This window comes from Varibaculum cambriense (genome assembly GCF_022133705.1).
Lineage (GTDB): Bacteria > Actinomycetota > Actinomycetes > Actinomycetales > Actinomycetaceae > Varibaculum > Varibaculum cambriense_A.
In genome coordinates this window covers 40,902-60,126 of sequence record NZ_JAKNHJ010000015.1, presented here as the reverse complement: position 1 = coordinate 60,126, position 19,225 = coordinate 40,902, and the positions used below count along the sequence as shown (strand labels likewise).

Below are 19,225 nucleotides of genomic sequence, written 5' to 3'. Positions count from 1 at the left end.
TTCCGTACTCAACATGAAATAGGTCACCTAAAGGTTGGCGAGTCACGCGTCCCCGCCTTCTTCGATATCGACCCCGCGCAAGGTGAACAGTGCGTAGTCGAGAAGGACCTTCTCGAAGTCCGACTGGGTAAGAGTCGAGTAGTCCGTTTCCATGTAAGCTTCCGCGACCCATTCATCCTCGGCATCCACCTTTTGCATGACAGATTCACCAGGCTTGACTTCTCGATTACGGAACATCTCAACCCAGTGGTCGCGTATCTCTGGCCAGGTTCCATTTCGATCGACGCGGCCGAGATTCTTAATTTTGACGAACCCGTCTTCGCGCCAATAACCAAACCAGCTTTTCCGGTCAGATCTTTCATGTGGAATGTGTGCAGTAAACACCATCACACAAGTGACGACACCAACCGGGTAAAAGACTTCCGGTGGCATTGACATGACTGCTTCCAGTGTGTGGTTCTTCAGGAGGCTGCGCTTGCGGATGCTAGGCGCAGTTGCGCACGAGATAGGGACAATGGCAATACCGATCGCCCCGGGAGTGAGACAATCAAGCATGTGTTCCACGAATCGCAGCTCGTGCAGGTCTTCCTTAGTTTTGGCGTAAGGCGGGTTAATCAAACCAACTGTCGCTTTGTGGGACTTGACGCCTTTGGTGATGGCGGTGTCAAAACAAGACCCTTGGTAGAGGTTGGCCTTCCCGTCACCGCGCAGGATCATGTTTGAAGCCGCTAGGGCGTACATGCTCGGGTTTTGTTCGACGCCGATCAGTTGGTTTTTCTTGATCGACTCAATCTCGTCTTGCGTGATCGCAGTACGGACCATCTGGTTCATTGCCGAGATTAGGAAGCCTCCAGTACCAGCGCAGGTGTCAAGCACGATGCTGTCCTTATCGACGTTGGCAAGCAGGCTAAACAGCTCAGTGATGTGCTTCGGCGTGAGTACAATCCCCAACCCTTTGCCGTCACCGCCTGTGTACTTCAGGAACTCACCGTAGAAAGCTCCCACAACGTCGAAGTCGTGATAAACGGTGATAAAGGGCAGCACCTTCTCCGCAAGCAGGGTCACGATTTCGTGTAACAAGCCCTGCGGATAGGCTTTGGTAGCTTTACCCAGCTCTGGGTGCACTTGGATGCCAGTAAACGGCTGGGTCATGTTCGTTATCTTGGCGAACGGGATTTGCGCAGACCCGATGACTTTCTGGATCGTTTGCATCCAGAAGTCGGGCAAGTCTTTCGCACCATATGCTTCGTAGGTCTTTGCAAAGACAGGGTCGTTGAGCGCGATTAGGCTACCCGCGACGGCGAGAGGCTTCTCTTTCTCTTCTAGCTCCGCTTCATCCCTCATGAAAGCGTGCATTTCCTGAGAGAACGAAATGAGGTCTTTTGTTCGCTTTGCCTGAACAGAAGGATCGAACGATGCGGCGGTAATGAGGTCATCAAGGCTGACAAGTTCGGTAATCGCTGCACCGCTCGGGGCCTTAAGCGGGCGTGCTTCCTTCTCTCCTTTGGTGGTGACAAAGAAGGACCATTCACTATGTGCAGGCGTGCCCGAGACTGCAATCGAGATCACGGTGTATTTGTGTGTCAGAAAACTTGCGTAGTGCAGAACACCGTCAACCGCGAAGTCTTTAGGGCGATCACGATTTTCCGACTCGTGCCAACGTGTCTCTGCCTTGCACTCGATAACCACGATCATGTCGGGGGTGTCGGGGGCAGTGATGATGAACTCCGGGAAACCACCACCGCCGCCGCCAGTTTTCGACGCCTTCGACAAAGACTTGCGAACCAGCTCAATGGCGGATTGCTGCTTCTCAACGATGATCTTCTCTGCATCCTCGTAATATCCGAGGTTGCGGAGCTTTTCATCGACTAAGTCTTCTGTAATCCGCTCGTTTGCCATGCGGGCACTCCCTATCCAAGTCTGGCCGATCCTCCACATCTCGCCCCTGAGATGTAACGATGTACACATGGCAGGATGCGAAGCCGCCCGGGATCGTTGCGTGAAACGCGGCGTGTAACAAAAACGCAAATTACCGCTACCGTACAACCCGGGTTCTTGCTTTCGGCGCTCGACATGCGGGGTGGAAACAGTCGTGTAATACTTTCCCCGAACGCCACGGTTGAGCAGTGTCACCCCCGATACACGAAGGCAGATCTCCCCCGAACTGCCGGCTCCGTGGCGTTCCTTCGTAGGAGCGTCGCGCGTCGCAGCACATGCGCGCGATTGTTGACGTGTCACACACTGCAACCTAGTTCCACACGATCTGGACTGATTCGGGGTTAAAGGTCTTGCTTCCGCGCACGCCACGGCGCAGGCGCACCTGGCACAGGGTGTTGATGACACGGCGCTGCACGGCAAGCTCTGCGTTGTCGAAGGCGTCCACGGGCGAGGCGTAGCCGGTTGTGTCGAGCAGCGCCGATGCGCCAGCAAGGCGGGCACGGCGCGTTTCGAGTTTCTCGATCTGCGGCTCATAACGGTTTCGCGCGCGCTTGAGGTCACGGGCCTCGATAAGCTCCTCGTCGTAGTCAGCCTGGACGCGGGCGAGCTTTGCGCGAAGCTCAGCGAGTTCGTCGTCGATGGCGTCGACCTCGTCGTCATCCGCAGTCGGCAACAGGTCTGCTAGGTCGTCACGACCAAGGCGGGCGCGGATCACGGCGAGCACAAAATCATCGACGCTATGCGTGCGCACTAAGCCACAGGCGGCGCAGCGGTAGCGGTCGGCATGCGTGCGCACGGGATTGCCACACTCGTCGCAGACATACAGACCCGAGCCAAGATGGCGGCGAGTATTACGCCGCTCCTTGTTGGTCAGCCGGTCGGGATCATCGAGCACGTTCTGCACGCGCCACCACAGATCGGGTGTGACGATCGGCTCCCACTGCCCTTTCACCGGCTCGCCGGTATCGGGGTCGCGGACGATATGCGTGACACGGCGGTATTTGTTCTTCACGCCTTTGCGCTTGGCCTTCTTATAAGTGGAGTAACCCGCATACACGGGGTTGCGCAGGATCGAGTGCAACGACGTGTAGGCCCACGGCTGCGCGTCGGGAACCGGCTTTTCTTCCTGGCCTTCAGCGCGGCGTCGAGCGTTGCGCTCTGTGACCACGGTGTACATATGGCGCGGCGTGGTCGGGATATCCGGCAAGCCCGGTTGATCGACCCCAGATAAGGCGCGCGCAATGTCGCGCATGGAGTTGCCCCTCTCGACAGCGCGGAACATACCGAGCACGGCGGCGGCTTCGGATGGAATGATCTCGCCGGTGGAGGTGTAGCCGATAGGGCGCACACCGCCGGAGTACCAGCGGCCCTGCTCGGCGCGTTGCTGTTGCGCACGAGACTGGCGCATGCTCTTTCGCTCGATCTCGCCGCGTGCCACGGCTGCTTTGATGCGCGCGTACATTCTGCCGCCGTCGGTGGCAAGGTCAGCATCACCGTTCGCAGTGACGAGTTTCAGCCCCTGCTCCTCTGCCCTGTCGATCCACTCTTCGAGCTGCCAGGGCTGCCGTGTGAGGCGGTCGAGGTCCCAGCAAATGATCGCGTCGATCTCGCCGCGCTCAAAGGACGCCACCATCGCGTCGTAGTCGGGGCGGTCCACGTCCTTCTTCGACGCGGAGATCGACTGATCGACGTAGGTATGCACGACGTCCCAGCCGCGTTGCTCGGCAAGGGCTTCGCAGTCCTGGCGCTGCCGGTCGATGGCGAGGCCGTCCATGGCAGCATCGAGCGAGATACGGAGGTAAATAGCAGCACGTGTTGTCATGCCGCTAACACTAGCGCGCCTCAGGTTACATTGAAACGAAACTCCACTACATCCCCGTCTTGCATTACGTAGTCTTTGCCCTCTTGACGCAGCTTTCCGGCATCGCGGGCAGCGTGAATTGAACCAAGTTCCACTAACTCATCAAACCCGATAATTTCGGCCTTAATGAATCCACGTTCGAAATCACTGTGAATTACCCCGGCAGCTTGGGGAGCCGTCCAGCCTTTACGAATCGTCCAGGCGCGGGACTCTTTTTCCCCAGCCGTCAAATAAGTTTGCAACCCCAAAGTATCGAAGCCCGCCCGGGCTAATTGGTCGAGGCCGGACTCGCTTTGCCCGGATTCCTCCAACATTTCCCGCGCGTCCTCTTCATCCAGTTCCACTAGGTCAGCTTCAAACTGGGCATCTAAGAAAATCGCTTTCGCTGGCGCAACTAGATTCTCTAATTCTTGGCGTTGCCCCTCATCTAGTAGCTGGTCCGCGTCCATATTGAACACATAGATGAACGGTTTTAAAGTCATCAACTGGAATTCTTTTAGCAGTTCTTTATCCAGTTCCTCGCGGGCAGATAGCAGCGTTCCGTCCTCTAAAATTGCCTGGGCTTTCTTTACTTCTGCCAGTACTTCCGGTTCGGTTTTACGTCCGCGGACTTCTTTTTCTAAGCGGGGAATCGCTTTTTCTAGAGTCTGCAGGTCAGCGAGGACCAGTTCGGTAGAAATAGTTTCAATATCGGAAGCCGGATCAATCTTGCCGTCTACGTGCACCACGTCGGGGTCGCTAAACACCCGGGTTACCTGGCAAATCGCATCAGCTTCCCTAATATTTGCCAAAAACTGGTTGCCGAGTCCCTCCCCTTGGGAGGCACCTTTCACGATTCCCGCAATATCAACGAAAGAAACCGTGGCGGGCACAGTTTTCGCCGAATTGAACATTTCGGTTAGTTTTTTCAGGCGCGGATCCGGCAGCGGCACCACCCCCACGTTGGGGTCAATAGTCGCGAACGGATAATTCGCCGCTAACACGGTTGCGCGGGTGAGCGCATTGAACAAAGTTGATTTACCAACGTTAGGTAATCCTGCAATCCCAATTGTTAAAGCCACGTCTCTACCCTATCGAAGGGTGAAAGCACCAAGAAATCTAGCCGCAAAAATACTCAGTTACCGAGTACGTGCCCGCTAGATTGTCCTCTAAGAGGCTCTGCCGCTAGATGCCTCTTAATATTGGCCTCACTAGCCCGCACCGATAATCGTCTGCACAATCTCTGTCAGCGAGCTATAGAACTCCCCTAAACGGTTTATAGGCAGCATTACCGCCAATATCACCAACAACATCGCTGCTATGGATCCCGCTAAGGCTCGCAGATAGCCAGCGCGAGTGCCGGTCTTCATAACTATCGGTACCCGGTGAATCAACGCAGCCAAAGCCAAGATAGCCACCACAGCGACGACCGTGATAGTTCCCCACCCCATTAGGGAAAATAGAGCCGGAGAAGATTCCGGTATCAGCGCCGAATCGGCACCCTTAAGCTGCGTATCCTTAGGGGTATCACTATTTCGCACCTGCTCCCACCAGCGGTAAAGTTCTGGCATTTGCTCGCGCCAAGTCGCCCAGTTATGCCCGCCCTCTGCCGTAATTTTCAGTTCCACCCGGTCACCTGCCCGATAGGAGGCTCGGGAGAGATTTTTCGCTAGATGTAGAGAGTCGCGATCTAGTTGCGCGCCATAAACATACATATTTAGTGGCCAGCTACGGGGCTGTCCCGCTAGAGAAGACAGAGTGTTACCGGTAAACGTGACACTGTTACGTCCTCCCCAAGATCCCACAATCGGCTGATCGTAACCGGAAAGCACCGCACTAGTTCCAAAAACATCCCCGTAAAGCATACCCAAGCGAGCACTACAATAAGCTCCGGAAGAATTCCCGGCGATCATCCAGTCTTTTCGCTTATCGGATACATTGGGGAAGCTAGAGCGCACCATTTTGGGAACATCAAAACTGAGCCAGGTGGCGGTTTGCTCCCCGTTTTTTACATCAGCACAGGTAGGAACTTCACGATTAACATTTCCTTCCGGAATAACCACAATAGTGGGAGCTATTTCTCCCCTATCAATTGCCTGTTGCAGGTTGGAAGAAAAATCGAGGGCGAGGGCAACTGATACCGGAGACCCCGGATAACCGTGGATAAACTCTAAAACATTATAGGTAGTGGTTTTATCGTCAGGATCATAGCCCTGTGGCGTCCACACAATCACCTGCTCTTTTACCCCAGACTTCGGCCCGGAAAACACCGTCAGTTGCCGTCCCTTCGACAGGGGCTTAAAACTCGGTATCCAGGCTTCTTGCCCCGGCAACGCCGGCGTGGTCAAGGGGTTTAGTTTTTCCGAGGAAGAGGACGCACCTTTGTCTGCTCCCCCAGATTCCTTGGCAGCTATTTGAGATCCCCGCTGGGTATCGCCAATACTTACCATGCTGATTTGCTGATTGCTGATCATCTGCCACAACTCAGCAGGGGTAGACACGTACTGCATCGGTAAATTAACCAGCAGCCCCACTGCCACTACCTGGATGATAGCTACCAACAAGACCACCAAAACTGAGCGCAGATAATGCCCAGGTTTGCGAATCATCTGCGGCAATGCCAGTAGCAAACCACCAGCTGCCAGACAAATGACAATAACAAAGGGTAGCGAGGTTAGCATGCGTACCTCTAGCAGGTGTGCCCCGGATCGTTAGTACGCCGGCGGTTACTGGTTTTAATGATTCCGGCTTCTGTCAGTTCTTTACGCAAAGGTAAAGGCAGCGCGAAAGTTACTGTTTCCCGGGCAGTTTCTACTTCTTCCACGTCCTCAAAACCCCAGTGGGCAAGTTGCTGCAAAACTTCCTTTACCAGTACTTCTGGCACCGAAGCCCCCGAGGTAAGCCCCACGGTTTCTACCCCTTCAAACCAGGCTGCTTCCATCTCGGAAGCTTTATCGATGCGATAGGCCTGCTGTGCCCCGCCTACTTGCGCTACCTCTTTAAGCCGCACCGAGTTGGAAGAATTGGCCGATCCCACCACGATCACTACCTGTGCTGCTTCCGCGATCTTTTTTACTGCCCCCTGCCGGTTCTGAGTGGCAAAACAAATATCTTCACTGGGAGGATCACTCAGCCCCGGGAATCGTTCCCGCAGCCGATCCACAGTTTCCCGGGTTTCATCAAGGCTCAAAGTAGTTTGCGATAGCCACACCACTTTTTCCGGATCGCGCACCTGCACTTGGTCTACGTTTTCAGGATCTCCCACCACCTGAATATGACCCGGAGCTTCCCCTTGGGTGCCTTCAACCTCTTCGTGACCTTCATGTCCTACCAAAACAATGTCATAGTCGGCTTTGGCGAAACGCAAGGCTTCGCGGTGCACTTTAGTCACCAGCGGGCAAGTAGCATCGACGGTTTTCAGTCCCCGCCGCTTGGCTTCTTCCCGTACTGCAGGAGACACTCCATGGGCGGAAAACACGACTCGCGCACCAGTGGGAACTTCGTCTAGTTCAGTTACAAAACGTGCGCCTTTAGCGCTCAGCTGCTCTACTACAAACTTGTTATGCACAATCTCTTTACGCACATATACTGGGGCTCCATAGAGCGCTAAGGCTTTTTCTACCACGTCGACCGCGCGATCTACTCCCGCGCAGTAACCCCGCGGGGATGCCAGCAATACTTTCCTTTTCGCCACGCCCCTATCCTACTAAGGTATTTTGCATCCCACCGAACCAGTGACTGTTTGTCAGCCGCTATGGGTAGAATGGAGCGGTGCGTACAAATCCTCAAGGTTCGCAAACGCAGCTGGCTCCCACGGCCGCCCAAACCACTCGGGATAACCCGTGGCCACTATCGTTGCTGACCGCTAATATCAAAAAATATGTGAACCGCATGTCGCCGCTGTGGGTAAGCGGGCAAGTAGTCGAATATAAAAAACGTCCGGGTGCGCGCATGGCTTTCTTTGTCCTGCGGGACGCCGACCAAAGCACGTCCATGACCGTGAAGTGCTGGCCTACGGTGCTTGACTCGCTAGGGACTAGCTTTTCCGAGGGTGCGCAAGTAGTTGTTCACGCCAAACCGGATTTTTATGAGGGTTCGGGTTCCCTTTCCCTGATGGCAAACGAAGTCCATGCTGTCGGGGTGGGTAACCTGCTCGCCCAGATTGAGGAACTGCGTAAAAAACTAGCCGCCGAAGGCCTATTTGCCCAAGAAAATAAGCAACCCCTCCCGGTGATTCCTCGCAGAATCGGTTTGATCGTAGGGCGCAATGCTAAAGCCAAACAGGACGTGATGGTAAACGCCTTGGCGCGGTGGCCCCTTGCCGAGTTTGAGGTGCGGGAAGTGGCTGTGCAAGGACCTACTTGCGCCGGCGAGGTAACTAGGGCGCTTAAGGACCTGGACGGTATCCCCCAGGTGGAAGTGATTGTGATTTCCCGCGGGGGCGGCGCGGTCGAAGATCTACTGCCATTTTCTGAGGAATCTTTGGTGCGGGCAGCTGCTCTAGCGCGCACTCCCCTAGTTTCCGCTATCGGTCATGAGGAGGACGCTCCCCTGCTAGATTTTGTGGCTGACTATCGGGCTTCTACCCCTACCGATGCAGCGCGGCGGATTGTTCCGGATTTTCAGGAAGAATCCTTAGGACTGCAGGGCGCCTGCTCTCGTTTACGCACCCAGATGCTCGCCCTCTTAGATCAACATTTAGGGCAGTTAGCCCAGTTACGCGCCCGTCCTGTCTTGGCTGATCCCAGCGCCGTTATTGCGGCTCAGGAACATTCTTTGGCGCTAGAGAGTCAGCGACTACGTTTTCGATTTGAAACCCAACTGGAAAACCAGCTTACTTCCCTAAATGGATGGCGGGATGCTTTGAAAGCCTATTCTCCCCAAGGAATTTTAGAACGCGGCTACAGTATTTTGCGTTCTCCTTCTGGCGGAGTCATCAACTCAGTCTCGCAGGTAACTAAAGGCGATCTTTTAGAAGCGATTTTCGCAGATGGAACAGCAGTGACCAAAGTTTTTGGTACAAATCAGAAAAAAGCTTAGGAGGCAATGATGAGTGAAGAAAACGTGGAAGTTCCGGTGGCAGAGCTTTCCTATGAACAGGCGCGCGAACAACTAGTGTCCGCGATTAGCCAGTTGGAGTCGGGCAAACTCGGTCTGGAGGAGTCTTTAAAGGTGTGGGAGCGGGGAGAGCAGCTAGCGAGTCACTGTCAATCCTTTTTAGATCAAGCCAAGCAGCGTTTGGAACAGGCAAAAAAAGTGAATAAGCCATGGAAACCAGCGATAACCGGCCGGAACTAAAGTCCGCAGTCAAGGAAGCGTTGCCGGAGAGCTCAAACGAGGGTGCCCTAGCGATTACTACTAAAGAAGACTCTGCTGGGGAACATAAGGGGCAAACTGACGAACACCTACCCTTTGAATTAGGGCAAAAGCTAAAGTATCACCGATCTGCTCCCCTAACTGTCTACCAGATCATCGATTACATTTTTGTGGTGATCGCGGCGGTCTTAACCGTACGTTTAGCTTGGATACTACTAAAACATGGTTTCCAGTTTTCCCTGGTAATTTTGGTTTATTTAACCATTTTCTGGGTGCTTTTAGCGTATTTGGCATTGCCTAGGCTGCATCAAATAATGTCTTCGCTCTACGTTCCGGACTATTACATTGGGCGTTCTAAAACTGGGGACGGGATTTTGGGGGATCCCATTAACCTGGCTTGGCTGGGAGAAGAAGATGATATTCACCTGGCGATGCAGGCAGCCGGTTGGACAATGGCTGATGAGATCACTCTTTCTTCTTCTTGGAAGATTGTTTTCGCCAGTGTTTTTAAGCGCTCTTATCCAGCGGCGCCAGTTTCGCCTCTCTATCTTTTTGGCCGCAAACAAGATTTTGCCTATCAACAAGAAGTGGATGGTAACCCCAGTCAACGCCATCATGTGCGTTTTTGGAAAGTTCCCGAAGGATGGAAACTACCGGGAGGGATCCAGGTAGATTGGCTGGCAGCAGCAACTTTCGATAAAGCGGTTGGCCTGTCGCTTTTCACTCTGCAAATCACTCACAAGATTGACGAAAACATCGATATTGAACGTGACCATGTTGTAGACACCGTGCGCGAAGCTTGCACCAGTGTAGAGGTGGACGTGATTCCCGATGCCACTAGTGCCTATCACTCCCGCAACGGGGGAGGCGACAGGGTGCAAACCGATGGCAGCATGCCGGTGATTGAAGCCAACCTGGTAAGTGAAGAGCATTTAAATCCGCACGAAAATCTAGCTTTGCAGCATAAAGGGTATTTGCGTTCTTCCCGCGACCAGGCAGAAAAGACAAACAAGCGCCGACTAGTGCGCGACCGCCAAGTACCGGCCACCTCTTTGGCCTGTGGAATTATTTTGACGGTTCTGCATGCCCTAGAGCTGGCGGCAGTTGGCTACATCTTGGCTACCAACCCAAAATATGCTGATGAATTAGGGTTTGCCTTTTACCAAACCCGCCTGGCGGGATACGGTTTCATGGCGTTAGCGCTCTTGCTCGCGGTCTTAATCGTGGGTACTTTGTTTCACCAAAAATGGATGCGGCTAGGCTTGCTCTTGGTGCTAACCGCAACCGTTTTTGTGCGCATGATGGAGTCTTTAGGGATCGAAGGCGCTTCCGGCACTCCCCTTTGGATCACTTCCACCACCTTATCGGTATTGGCAATCCTAGCTATCACTTCACCGGCCGCGCGACGGTGGGTAAAGGTAGAGTAGCCAGTAACTGCTTCCCTAAAGACCCCCCTACTGTTGTTAGCCCCGATTACTGGTAGGGCGTTACCTCCAGTAGCTTAACTTGAATGGTTTTACCATTAGGAGCCTGATAATCGACCACTTCGCCCACTTTATGCCCCAAAATTGCCTGACCTAAAGGAGCATCCGGGGAGTAAACATCCATATCTACGTCCGGGCTGGCTTCGCGCGACCCCATCAAGAAGTTCACTTCCCGCCTGCCTAAGGTAGCTTTCACAACCATACCGGGTTCTACAATGCCGTCATCGGCCGGAGGCTCGCCCACTTCCGCATTTTCCATGATTTCTTTTAGCTGCAGAATCCGAGTTTCATTCCAAGACTGCTGTTCCCGAGCAGCATGGTAGCCACCGTTTTCTTTTAAGTCACCCTCCTGACGAGCCTCATCAATTCTACGGGCGATTGCCGGGCGCTCTACTTCTTCGAGATGGCGTAACTCTTCTTTTAGACGATCATATGATTCCTGGGTCATCCAGGTCTTGTCGGCCATCGTGTTCTCCTTAGCTAATAAAACAAAAGACTGACCACGCCGAGCGCGGTCAGTAAAACAGCAGGTATCAGTGTAACAAATTGCCGGTAAAGTTGCTATTAGGACAACTACACATCCTGGCCAGCATAAACGCTCAGATCAAGCCAAAACCGCGAAATAAGCGGCTATACAAATACAAGTCCACCCCGCCACTGTACCGGCGTGGAAAATCTCGTGGTAGCCAAAGTAACGAGCGTTTCTACCCGGCCAACGCAACCCGTAAAAAACTGCTCCAATCGAGTAACATAGTCCCCCCGCAACTAGCAGCCAGATCACGGCTAGCCCCCCGGCCTCACGTAGCGGTCCCATATATCCCAGAGCTACCCAACCTAGCAAAATATAGATCGGAACATATAGCCAGCGGGGCGCATCTGGCCAAAAAACTGAGAGCAAGATTCCGGCCAAGGCGCCCAGCCACACCAGTACTAGCAGGTTTCGCGCCTGCGAGTACGGCAAGAGGGAGACTGCGATCGGGGTATAAGATCCCGCAATCAACAAGAAAATATTGCAATGATCAAAGCGGCGCATCACGCTGTGAGCCCGTTTACCCCAATCGATGCGGTGATACAGCGCAGAAACCCCGAAAAGCAGCAAGGAACAAACTAAATAAACCGCGCATGCCCAGCGTTCATTAGCAGTATTGGCTAAACAAATCAGCACAATGGAAGCAGCTAGGGACAGCGGAACGGTAACGGTGTGGATCCACCCTCGCATTTTGGGTTTAGGCAAAACATTCAAAGAATCTGATACTCGTTTTTTCACCTGCGTATACGCGCCTTCATCAGGTGCCATCCGTCCTCCTCAGGTCAGATAGAGACCTGTCCTAGCCTCAAAAGCTACGGCAGAATACTTTCCGTGCACCTACGCTAATCTAGGGGATCAATACTGTCAACAACGCACCATAGGGGTAAAATCCAACTATTAACCTTAAAGGAGCAAGCTTGACTCACCTTACAGATCTGGTCTATCGACTTTATGCCCGCAATCTAGAAAAGGCACTGCCTACTGAATCGTTGCCACGCCATGTGGGGGTAATTCTCGATGGTAATCGGCGCTGGGCTCACCAAATCGGAGAGCAATCTGAAACCGGGCATAAAGTTGGCGCCGAAAAGGCTCTTGAGTTTTTAGGGTGGAGTGAAGAAGTAGGGATCCCGGTAGTTACTCTTTGGATGCTCTCTACCGATAATCTCCGACGTTCTGGGGATGAACTCACTAAACTTTTTGACATTATATGCACCGTGGTAGAACAGATTGCCTCTCTTGGCCGCTGGCACCTGCGGTTATTAGGGAATCTTTCTCTCCTACCGGATCAGGTACAAAAGCGTTTGCAGCAGGCGGTATCTCAAACGCGTACCGATTCTCCCCTGACCGTAAATATCGCGGTTGGCTACGGGGGACGCGAAGAAATTACCGAGGCCGTACGCCACCTGCTATTGGAAAAAGCACAGGCAGGCGCAACCTTAGAAACTGTTGCTAGGGAGCTATCCGTCGACGAAATAACTTCGCATGTCTACACCGCTGGACAACCAGACCCGGATTTGGTGATTCGCACTTCTGGGGAGCAGCGGCTGTCGGGATTCCTAATGTGGCAGTCCACCCATTCGGAATACTATTTTTGTGAAGCCTTCTGGCCCGATTTCCGCAAAATCGATTTCTACCGCGCTCTGCGTGACTTCGCTTTGCGGGAACGGCGCCTGGGCAAGTAAAACGTAAAACTTAGTCCTTGCTATCGGATGCTTCCGATTGCCCTGTTTCCGGGGATACCTCCCCTGCCTTCTGATCCTCTTGGCGAGCTGCCTGTTCTGCCAGAGCAACTTTTTTGATTTTGGTGGTCGCCCCTACCTCAAAATCAGTTTTAGCGTCCTCGGGAAGCATTTGGTTAGGATCGGCACTGGAAAACTCCGACAGAGTGCTTTGAATCTCCTTTTGTATTTGTTCGGCTTGCTCCGCATGTTCGCGAGGCGTATGCCGCTGCGTATCCTGCTCTGCTTCCGCCTTCGCCTGGCGAGCTTCCGATAGATTCTGTTCACTGGGTCGAGCCGCTTCCGCTAGTTCACGATCTAAAGATCCGGGAGGTCCGCCGGGACGATCCTTTTGGTAGTTGAGGCGAATAAAGCTGTCATAACCGCGCAGGTAAAGCACGGTAGTGTTCAGGAAAGCTAAAATCGGAACCGCGAAGACCGCACCCACGATTCCCATAGCGGCACCGCCACCTGCTACCGCTAGCAGCACTGCCACTGGATGCAGACTGACCGCATTCGACATTAGAGCCGGTTGTAAAAGATTGGATTCGACTTGCTGTACTACCAAAATAATAATTAGCATCACGATAGCGGTGGTGAAACCTTTATCTACCAGCGCGATCGCCACTGCCATCATCCCGGAGAGAATCGCACCCAAAATAGGCACGAAAGCCGCTAGGAACACCAAAATCGCCAGGGGAATAGCCAGCGGCACCCCAATCAGGTAGGCACCACCACCAATACCAATAGCATCAATCGCGGCTACTAAACACTGGGTACGAGTGTAGGCACCGAGAGTAACCCAGCCGCGAATAACTGCTTCGTTTAAGGGGTGACGCGTCGAGCGCGGAAGCAGCCGCAAAAACCATTGCCAGATTTTACGGCCATCTTTGAGAAAGAAGAATAAACAAAACAAAGCAGTAAGCGCCCCGGTAAATGCTCCCGCCACTGCAGACATGGTTCCTAAAGCATTAGATGCCAGCCAAGAGGCATTATCACGAGCGTAATTTTGGATCTGGCTTTGAGCTTGCTCCCATAGTTTCGAGGCAGTCTCCGTGTCCATTTTCAGCGGGCCGGTGGCCAGCCAACTAATCCCTTCGTCTACGCCTTCTTTGGTGCGACTGATTAGGTTAGGTAGTTCCGTAGCCAGTTGGGTAGTGGAAATCGAGATCATCGCGGTCACGATTCCCAACCCGATAACCAGGGTTACTGCCGCCGCCAAGGTGCGCGGCAATTTCAGTTTTACAAATAGTAGCCGCAAGACCGGTTCTAATAGCACCGATAGCAAAACTGCAATAGCTACCGGAACCATAATCACTTGGAATTTAGAGATGACATATAGAAAAGCACCAAAGGCCAAGCCCACTACTAATAGGCGCCATGACCAATCTGCAGCGACTCGTAAGGTGAACGGTACCGCCTCTTCATCGGATACGGGATTAGCCTCTGCTTTCATTTCCGATAGATCCTGGTTATAGGATTCGATATCCAGCTGGGAGGGGGTTTTCTCTGGCTGGGGATGTGAAAGGTTGCTTAGCAACTTGCGGCCTGTTTGCCGAATTCGTTCGAGACGAGAGTTCATACTACAAGATTAGCAGCGCTCTTAAGCTAGTTTCCAAATGAGCCGCCTTGCCTAGCTTCGATACTTGCAAACCCCCGATTACCGACTATCGCCACTTTGAGGCTTCGCTAGCGGGTCATTCTAGAAATTACTTGTCCCGAATCGTCATCAACGATGCTCAGCCCATCCATAGTGAAGCCATTCACTCGTAAAAAACGTCGTTTCTCCTGATCTGAACGCAACACCCAGGCTTGAGCCGGGGTATCGGCATCGAGAACATAGTCTAAGAGGCGTTGGGCTATATCTGCAGAATATGCTGAGCGGATAATCCCGAAGAAAGCAATATCCAGGTTACGAGGAGCCCGTCCCAACTGGTGATCATTTTGAGGTGAGGGGGTGACATAGGCCATGCCCACAACTTGGCGTCCCCGGGAAGCAAAGGCTATTCGGCGCCCTTTAGTCTGTAAAATCTGCTGATGCCAATACGCGAGTAGATCCTCTTCGGTATGCGTGTCCCAAAAAGAATCCAGAGCTTTAGTCCCGAGAGTTTCGGTTAGAATCTGGCGATGTGCCATCGCCGCGCCGGCAGCATCAACCAAAGTGGGGGTTCTTACGATCACCGGCACAGCTATTTCCTCCCTAAAAGTACTTCGGGGCGACTAGCCCTATTGTAGTCGCCCCGAAGTAATGTTTTTATTTAGTTGTCTCTTAGAATCGCCAGGATTCGCAGGATCTCCACATAGAGCCACACCACCGTAACCATAATCCCGAGAGCGCAGCTCCAAGACATATCTTTATCTACCCCTAGGCGTACGCCCTCGCGAACCATATCAAAGTCCGAGATCAGGGACATTGCCCCAAAAATCACCGCGAATAGCCCGACTAACAGCCCTAAGGGAATTCCCAGTACCGTGACTTGATCAATGTTGCCTACCGCGCTGGCAGGGGTAACCATCGCCAGAACCATCGCCAATAGCCGATAAACCACGATTGATACCATGCCCAGCAGCAAGATCTTCATAAACTTCGAGTTAACCCGCACCAGTCCTGACTTAAATAGCACCAGGCAGGTAACGAATACAGCCACTGTCCCAATCAAGGCTTGCACTACGATCCCGGGATAGGAGTATTCGAAGAACGCGGAAACCCCGCCGATAAACAGTCCCTCAAAGAAGGAATAGCCCAAAGTTACCGCGGCAGAGGGTTTACGGCGGAAGGAAGAGACCAACACCAGCGCGAAAGCCACCAAAGCGGAAACTGAAGAAATAGTGAGCATAGTGCCCGCATTCGCCGCTAAGTCACTTACTCCCCAAAACCATAACATCGCCGCGGCCAGTACCATTACCCCAAAACTTGCACCGGTACGCACCAAGACATCATCCAGGGTCATGGGGCGGGTAACTCGCTGCGGCTGGCCTATTTGCTCGCCTTGGTCAAAAGTAGTTTGCGAATAGCCACCGGGAGTGGCGGACTGGGGATATGTGGGATTAGCCGGCTGCGCGTTCCCTCCCACCTGGTACCCAGGCATTTCGGGATAGCCGGCGGGAGTACGACGCATCTGCTCGCCTACTTGATTCATAACCGGATTTGCCATCTAGATCTCTCCTTATTCCGTTACCAGCCACTCCCTTTTTGCAACTTCTGCAGTTGCACCCTGAAACTTTTCACAGGTGGAAGTATGGCCACTAATCAAATTATTAGTTAATGTTTCTTAAAACTTTCTGGATGAGTCCGGTAAGAATAATGAGTTGTACCCCCGGTCGGACTCGAACCGACACTGGACTGATTTTAAGTCAGCTGCCTCTACCGATTGGGCTACGGGGGCTTTACCAGGGAATTTATTCTTCCCTGCCTGCGCTAGTGCGCACCGGCCAAGTTTTGTTTTACCAAAAGCGAAAGCCTTTTGTAAAGCGTCACTCCATATTAAACCTCAGGCATTCCTGATTGTCGAAATGAATAACCGCTAGCATGGTGCCATGCGAGAAAAACATGGAGACGAAAACAAAGGATTAGCAAAGACACCAGGAGGGCGGGATGTTCATTATTTCCCGCTAGAAAAAGAGGTGGAAGAACTGGTTAGCCCCCCTGACTACCAGGATTTAGCGGCTCCTTCCCCCAAAGATTACAGCGATGCTGCTCCCCATGGGGTCGCTACCTCCATTAAGCGGGTGTTAGCAAATGACATTGTGGCCGGTATGATTTTGGTCTCGGCCGCTATCTTGGCACTAGTTTTAGCAAACGCCCCTTCTCCGGTGCGGGAAGGATATATGGCGCTTTCTAACTTCGAGTTTGGTCCGCGCTCCTTAGGGTTACACCTATCGGTGCATGAATGGGCACAGGACGGGATCTTGACCCTGTTTTTCTTCACCGTGGGACTAGAACTCAAACAAGAGTTTGCAGTGGGGTCACTTCATAACATTAAAGTTGCCGCTATGCCGATTATTGCTGCGATATTCGGGATGATTGGCCCAGCCTGTGTATATCTAATCGGAACCGCCATTTCTGGCGATAATGCTTGGCACGGCTGGGCGATTCCCACCGCTACTGATATTGCTTTCGCAGTGGCAATTTTGCAGATCTTTGGACGCGGCCTGCCGCAAGCTGCCCGCACCTTCCTGCTAACCCTGGCAGTCGCCGATGACCTGGGCGGGATTTTGGTGATCGCCATCTTCTATGCCACGGGAATGAAATTTATTTCCCTACTGCTGGCTATTGTCTGCGCCGCGATTTTCGGTTTCCTCGCCCAAAAACGCTGGGGACGCTGGTGGATTCTAGTCCCCCTAGGGATAGTGACCTGGTATTTCATGTTTGATTCGGGAGTGCACGCCACAATCTCTGGGGTGCTGCTAGGAATGACGGTTCCTGCCAAACAACTCCCCGGCGAGACCGAACCAGAAACTGAACGTTTAACTGAAGCCGTTAACCCCTTCAGCGCGGGACTGGCGGTGCCGATCTTCGCTTTCTTCGCTGCCGGGGTGAACGTGGTGGACGTGGCCGGCGGCCCCCTCAACGTGATTACTCATCCGATCGCGCTTTCAGTAATGCTGGCGATGCCGCTCGGAAAAGTGCTGGGAATCTTTGGTTCCGTAGCATTATTTACCAAGGTAACTCCCCTGACTCTAGGCGAGGGCGTAGGGCTGCGCGATGTGCTTCCGGTTTCGATAACCGCTGGTATCGGCTTCACAGTAGCGCTGTTAATCTCCCACCTGGCCTTTAGAGGGGACGCAGAGCTTACTCAAGCTGGCTCCCTCGGGGTACTAATGGGAACCTTCGCTTCAGTGATCCTGGCCGCTATCGCTCTGCAAATTCGGGTACGGCATTTAAGAGCTGCCGGAAAGATTCAAAGCTAAACCATTAGCTCTCGCCAACCGAGCTTGCTAATACAAATGATTAGCAGATCCAATTCCCCAGTGACTTACCGCGCAGGGTGACTACAGTATCCCCGATACCCCAAAAGCAGTTCCCGGGTACTTGGGACAGTTTCGCGCCCTCGCCTCTAGTTTTCGAGGACGCGTGCCTGCTCCAGTAAAGCCGCAAAGTCCGGGTTACCCTGCTCGGCTGCCTCTAAGTAGCGGCTAGGCAGCAACACCCGGTTATAGCCGAGGGAGGCTGCTTGCTCGAAGAAGCCAGCCGACATTTTACGGGGGGCTTTCAGTAGGCCAGCATTACTGGCTCCGGCTGATAGCAGTCCTTCGCGCAGATGCAAAGCCGCGAGGGCTTCATGGGGTTTTTGATAGGCCAGCGCTACCTTTAGCTGTTGTCCCTGCTCAGGCAGGGATACTAGATCCACAATCCGTTCAAACCCGAAGCTGAAGCCTACGGCCGGAACATCTCGCCCGAGCCAGCGTCCTACTACCCCGTCATAGCGTCCGCCTCCACAAATAGAGGAGCCGGAGGCAGTGTGGGAAACCTCGAAAATCGGGCCGGTGTAATACCCCATGCCCCGCACCAAAGTGGGGGTGAACTTGATTTTAATATCGGGGCAGATATCACCAACCTGAGCAGCGATTTCTCCCAGGTCATATATAGGTAGCTCGGTTTGTAAAGCAGATATTTCCAAAGTTTTCATATCTGCTTCCAGTACTACAGCGGAAATACTAACTACCGCTTCCACCAAAGATTCAGCTTGACTCTCACTAGCAATCTGATGAGTAACCAGTTCTTTAATCACTGCCTCTTGACCGATTTTTTCCAGTTTATCCAGGGTGATAAAGGCACTATCGTGTTTATCGCCATCAATACCGGCAGCGCTCATCAGGTCACGCAAGAAACGACGATCATTAATCAACACGGTAGAGTCTTTGTCTAGTCCCAGTTTGGTGACAGCGCTCCAAGCGGTCGCTAAGATTTCCACCTCCGCACTGAAAGAAGCTTCCCCCAGAATATCGATATCTACTTGGTTAAACTGGCGGAAACGCCCCTTTTGCGGACGCTCGGCACGCCAGACTGGACCGGTCTGGAAGGCACGGAACACATTCGGTAGCTCCGCCTGGTGACTGGCAAAATAGCGAGTTAGCGGAAGAGTCAAGTCATAGCGCAGCCCCAGGTCTACGGCCTCGGCGGGCAGGATGCCGGCTTGTGGATCCAGACCGCGCCGCATCACTTGGAAAATCATTTTTTCGTTTTCCCCACCTTGCCCAGATTGCAACCGCTCGATCGGCTCTAGGGCGGGGGTTTCTATTTCCATGAACCCCAGGGAAGTATGGGTATCACGCAAAACGCTAAGCACGCGTTCACGCCAAGTTTTTTCGGTGGGTAAAAAGTCTCGCATTCCGCGAGTGGCAACAATTTTTCCAGACATGACTATCACTTTAGCATTGACGAAAGTTTCAACTTTGG

General features: G+C 53.1%; 16 protein-coding genes and 1 tRNA gene. 5 read left to right on the top strand and 12 right to left on the bottom strand.

Going from position 1 to position 19,225, the window contains the following annotated elements; translation table 11 throughout:
- Positions 1 to 42 precede the first annotated feature (42 nt).
- From L0M99_RS07880 to L0M99_RS07860, 5 genes are all read right to left on the bottom strand, one after another.
- Positions 43 to 1,899, bottom strand: a complete 1,857-nt coding sequence (locus L0M99_RS07880) for an HsdM family class I SAM-dependent methyltransferase (protein WP_024058955.1) — start codon at positions 1,897 to 1,899, stop codon at positions 43 to 45.
- Between the two features lie 349 nt (positions 1,900 to 2,248).
- Complete coding sequence (locus L0M99_RS07875) at positions 2,249 to 3,760, bottom strand: recombinase family protein (protein ID WP_058237073.1); 1,512 nt, start codon at positions 3,758 to 3,760, stop codon at positions 2,249 to 2,251.
- A 20-nt stretch (positions 3,761 to 3,780) separates the two neighbouring features.
- Positions 3,781 to 4,860, bottom strand: a complete 1,080-nt coding sequence (gene ychF / locus L0M99_RS07870) for a redox-regulated ATPase YchF (RefSeq protein WP_024058957.1) — start codon at positions 4,858 to 4,860, stop codon at positions 3,781 to 3,783.
- A 129-nt stretch (positions 4,861 to 4,989) separates the two neighbouring features.
- Positions 4,990 to 6,459 carry an alpha/beta hydrolase gene (locus tag L0M99_RS07865; protein WP_024058958.1) on the bottom strand — a complete coding sequence of 490 codons (1,470 nt, stop codon included), beginning with the start codon at positions 6,457 to 6,459 and terminating at the stop codon, positions 4,990 to 4,992.
- 8 nt (positions 6,460 to 6,467) lie between these two features.
- Complete coding sequence (locus tag L0M99_RS07860) at positions 6,468 to 7,472, bottom strand: 4-hydroxy-3-methylbut-2-enyl diphosphate reductase (RefSeq protein ID WP_238128288.1); 1,005 nt, start codon at positions 7,470 to 7,472, stop codon at positions 6,468 to 6,470.
- Positions 7,473 to 7,549: 77 nt separating this feature from the next.
- Here L0M99_RS07860 and xseA point away from each other — a divergent pair, with 77 nt between their 5' ends.
- From xseA to L0M99_RS07845, 3 genes are read left to right on the top strand one after another with little or no spacing between them, the layout of a single operon-like run.
- Positions 7,550 to 8,818 (top strand): exodeoxyribonuclease VII large subunit, encoded by a 1,269-nt coding sequence (xseA, locus tag L0M99_RS07855; protein ID WP_238128287.1) that lies wholly within the window; start codon positions 7,550 to 7,552, stop codon positions 8,816 to 8,818.
- A gap of 9 nt (positions 8,819 to 8,827) precedes the next feature.
- Positions 8,828 to 9,076: an exodeoxyribonuclease VII small subunit gene (locus L0M99_RS07850; protein WP_238128286.1), complete on the top strand. Its 249-nt coding sequence runs from the start codon at positions 8,828 to 8,830 to the stop codon at positions 9,074 to 9,076.
- Complete coding sequence (locus L0M99_RS07845; RefSeq protein ID WP_238128285.1) at positions 9,046 to 10,521, top strand: LssY C-terminal domain-containing protein; 1,476 nt, start codon at positions 9,046 to 9,048, stop codon at positions 10,519 to 10,521. Before L0M99_RS07850 ends, L0M99_RS07845 begins: the two co-directional genes overlap by 31 nt.
- A 46-nt stretch (positions 10,522 to 10,567) precedes the next feature.
- Here the strand turns inward: L0M99_RS07845 and greA are convergent, their stop codons facing one another.
- Both greA and trhA read right to left on the bottom strand, forming a co-directional pair.
- Positions 10,568 to 11,044, bottom strand: a complete 477-nt coding sequence (gene greA, locus L0M99_RS07840) for a transcription elongation factor GreA (RefSeq protein WP_024058963.1) — start codon at positions 11,042 to 11,044, stop codon at positions 10,568 to 10,570.
- A 138-nt stretch (positions 11,045 to 11,182) separates the two neighbouring features.
- Positions 11,183 to 11,875 (bottom strand): PAQR family membrane homeostasis protein TrhA, encoded by a 693-nt coding sequence (trhA, locus tag L0M99_RS07835; protein WP_238128284.1) that lies wholly within the window; start codon positions 11,873 to 11,875, stop codon positions 11,183 to 11,185.
- A 149-nt stretch (positions 11,876 to 12,024) separates the two neighbouring features.
- On the opposite strand from trhA, the gene L0M99_RS07830 reads away from it, so the two are divergent.
- A complete protein-coding gene (locus tag L0M99_RS07830) occupies positions 12,025 to 12,789 on the top strand; it encodes an isoprenyl transferase (protein WP_024058965.1) in 765 nt (254 codons plus the stop codon).
- Positions 12,790 to 12,799: 10 nt separating this feature from the next.
- Here the strand turns inward: L0M99_RS07830 and L0M99_RS07825 are convergent, their stop codons facing one another.
- The 4 genes from L0M99_RS07825 to L0M99_RS07810 form a co-directional block, all read right to left on the bottom strand.
- The gene (locus tag L0M99_RS07825; RefSeq protein ID WP_024058966.1) at positions 12,800 to 14,407 is read right to left on the bottom strand and encodes an AI-2E family transporter; all 1,608 of its coding nucleotides are present in this window, start codon (positions 14,405 to 14,407) and stop codon (positions 12,800 to 12,802) included.
- A gap of 107 nt (positions 14,408 to 14,514) precedes the next feature.
- Positions 14,515 to 15,012 (bottom strand): hypothetical protein, encoded by a 498-nt coding sequence (locus L0M99_RS07820; protein WP_024058967.1) that lies wholly within the window; start codon positions 15,010 to 15,012, stop codon positions 14,515 to 14,517.
- Between the two features lie 71 nt (positions 15,013 to 15,083).
- A complete protein-coding gene (locus L0M99_RS07815; protein ID WP_024058968.1) occupies positions 15,084 to 15,980 on the bottom strand; it encodes a Bax inhibitor-1/YccA family protein in 897 nt (298 codons plus the stop codon).
- A 157-nt stretch (positions 15,981 to 16,137) separates the two neighbouring features.
- Positions 16,138 to 16,211: transfer RNA gene (locus L0M99_RS07810), tRNA-Leu, on the bottom strand.
- Positions 16,212 to 16,362: 151 nt separating this feature from the next.
- Between L0M99_RS07810 and nhaA the strand changes: the two genes are divergently transcribed.
- On the top strand, positions 16,363 to 17,736 hold the full coding sequence (gene nhaA, locus L0M99_RS07805) for a Na+/H+ antiporter NhaA (protein ID WP_024058969.1): 1,374 nt from the start codon (positions 16,363 to 16,365) through the stop codon (positions 17,734 to 17,736).
- Between the two features lie 146 nt (positions 17,737 to 17,882).
- On the opposite strand, the gene L0M99_RS07800 is transcribed toward nhaA, so the two are convergent.
- Positions 17,883 to 19,187, bottom strand: coding sequence for a histidine--tRNA ligase (locus L0M99_RS07800; protein ID WP_238128283.1), 1,305 nt, complete (start codon positions 19,185 to 19,187; stop codon positions 17,883 to 17,885).
- Positions 19,188 to 19,225: the final 38 nt, after the last annotated feature.

Bases quoted from the DNA above. Each gene is read 5' to 3' on its own strand.
- L0M99_RS07850 (WP_238128286.1), top strand. From the start codon at position 8,828: ATGAGTGAAGAAAACGTGGAAGTTCCGGTGGCAGAGCTTTCCTATGAA.
- L0M99_RS07815 (WP_024058968.1), bottom strand. From the start codon at position 15,980: ATGGCAAATCCGGTTATGAATCAAGTAGGCGAGCAGATGCGTCGTACT.
- L0M99_RS07825 (WP_024058966.1), bottom strand. From the start codon at position 14,407: ATGAACTCTCGTCTCGAACGAATTCGGCAAACAGGCCGCAAGTTGCTA.
- L0M99_RS07865 (WP_024058958.1), bottom strand. From the start codon at position 6,459: ATGCTAACCTCGCTACCCTTTGTTATTGTCATTTGTCTGGCAGCTGGT.
- trhA (WP_238128284.1), bottom strand. From the start codon at position 11,875: ATGGCACCTGATGAAGGCGCGTATACGCAGGTGAAAAAACGAGTATCA.
- L0M99_RS07845 (WP_238128285.1), top strand. From the start codon at position 9,046: ATGGAAACCAGCGATAACCGGCCGGAACTAAAGTCCGCAGTCAAGGAA.
- L0M99_RS07875 (WP_058237073.1), bottom strand. From the start codon at position 3,760: ATGACAACACGTGCTGCTATTTACCTCCGTATCTCGCTCGATGCTGCC.
- L0M99_RS07880 (WP_024058955.1), bottom strand. From the start codon at position 1,899: ATGGCAAACGAGCGGATTACAGAAGACTTAGTCGATGAAAAGCTCCGC.
- greA (WP_024058963.1), bottom strand. From the start codon at position 11,044: ATGGCCGACAAGACCTGGATGACCCAGGAATCATATGATCGTCTAAAA.
- L0M99_RS07800 (WP_238128283.1), bottom strand. From the start codon at position 19,187: ATGTCTGGAAAAATTGTTGCCACTCGCGGAATGCGAGACTTTTTACCC.
- nhaA (WP_024058969.1), top strand. From the start codon at position 16,363: ATGCGAGAAAAACATGGAGACGAAAACAAAGGATTAGCAAAGACACCA.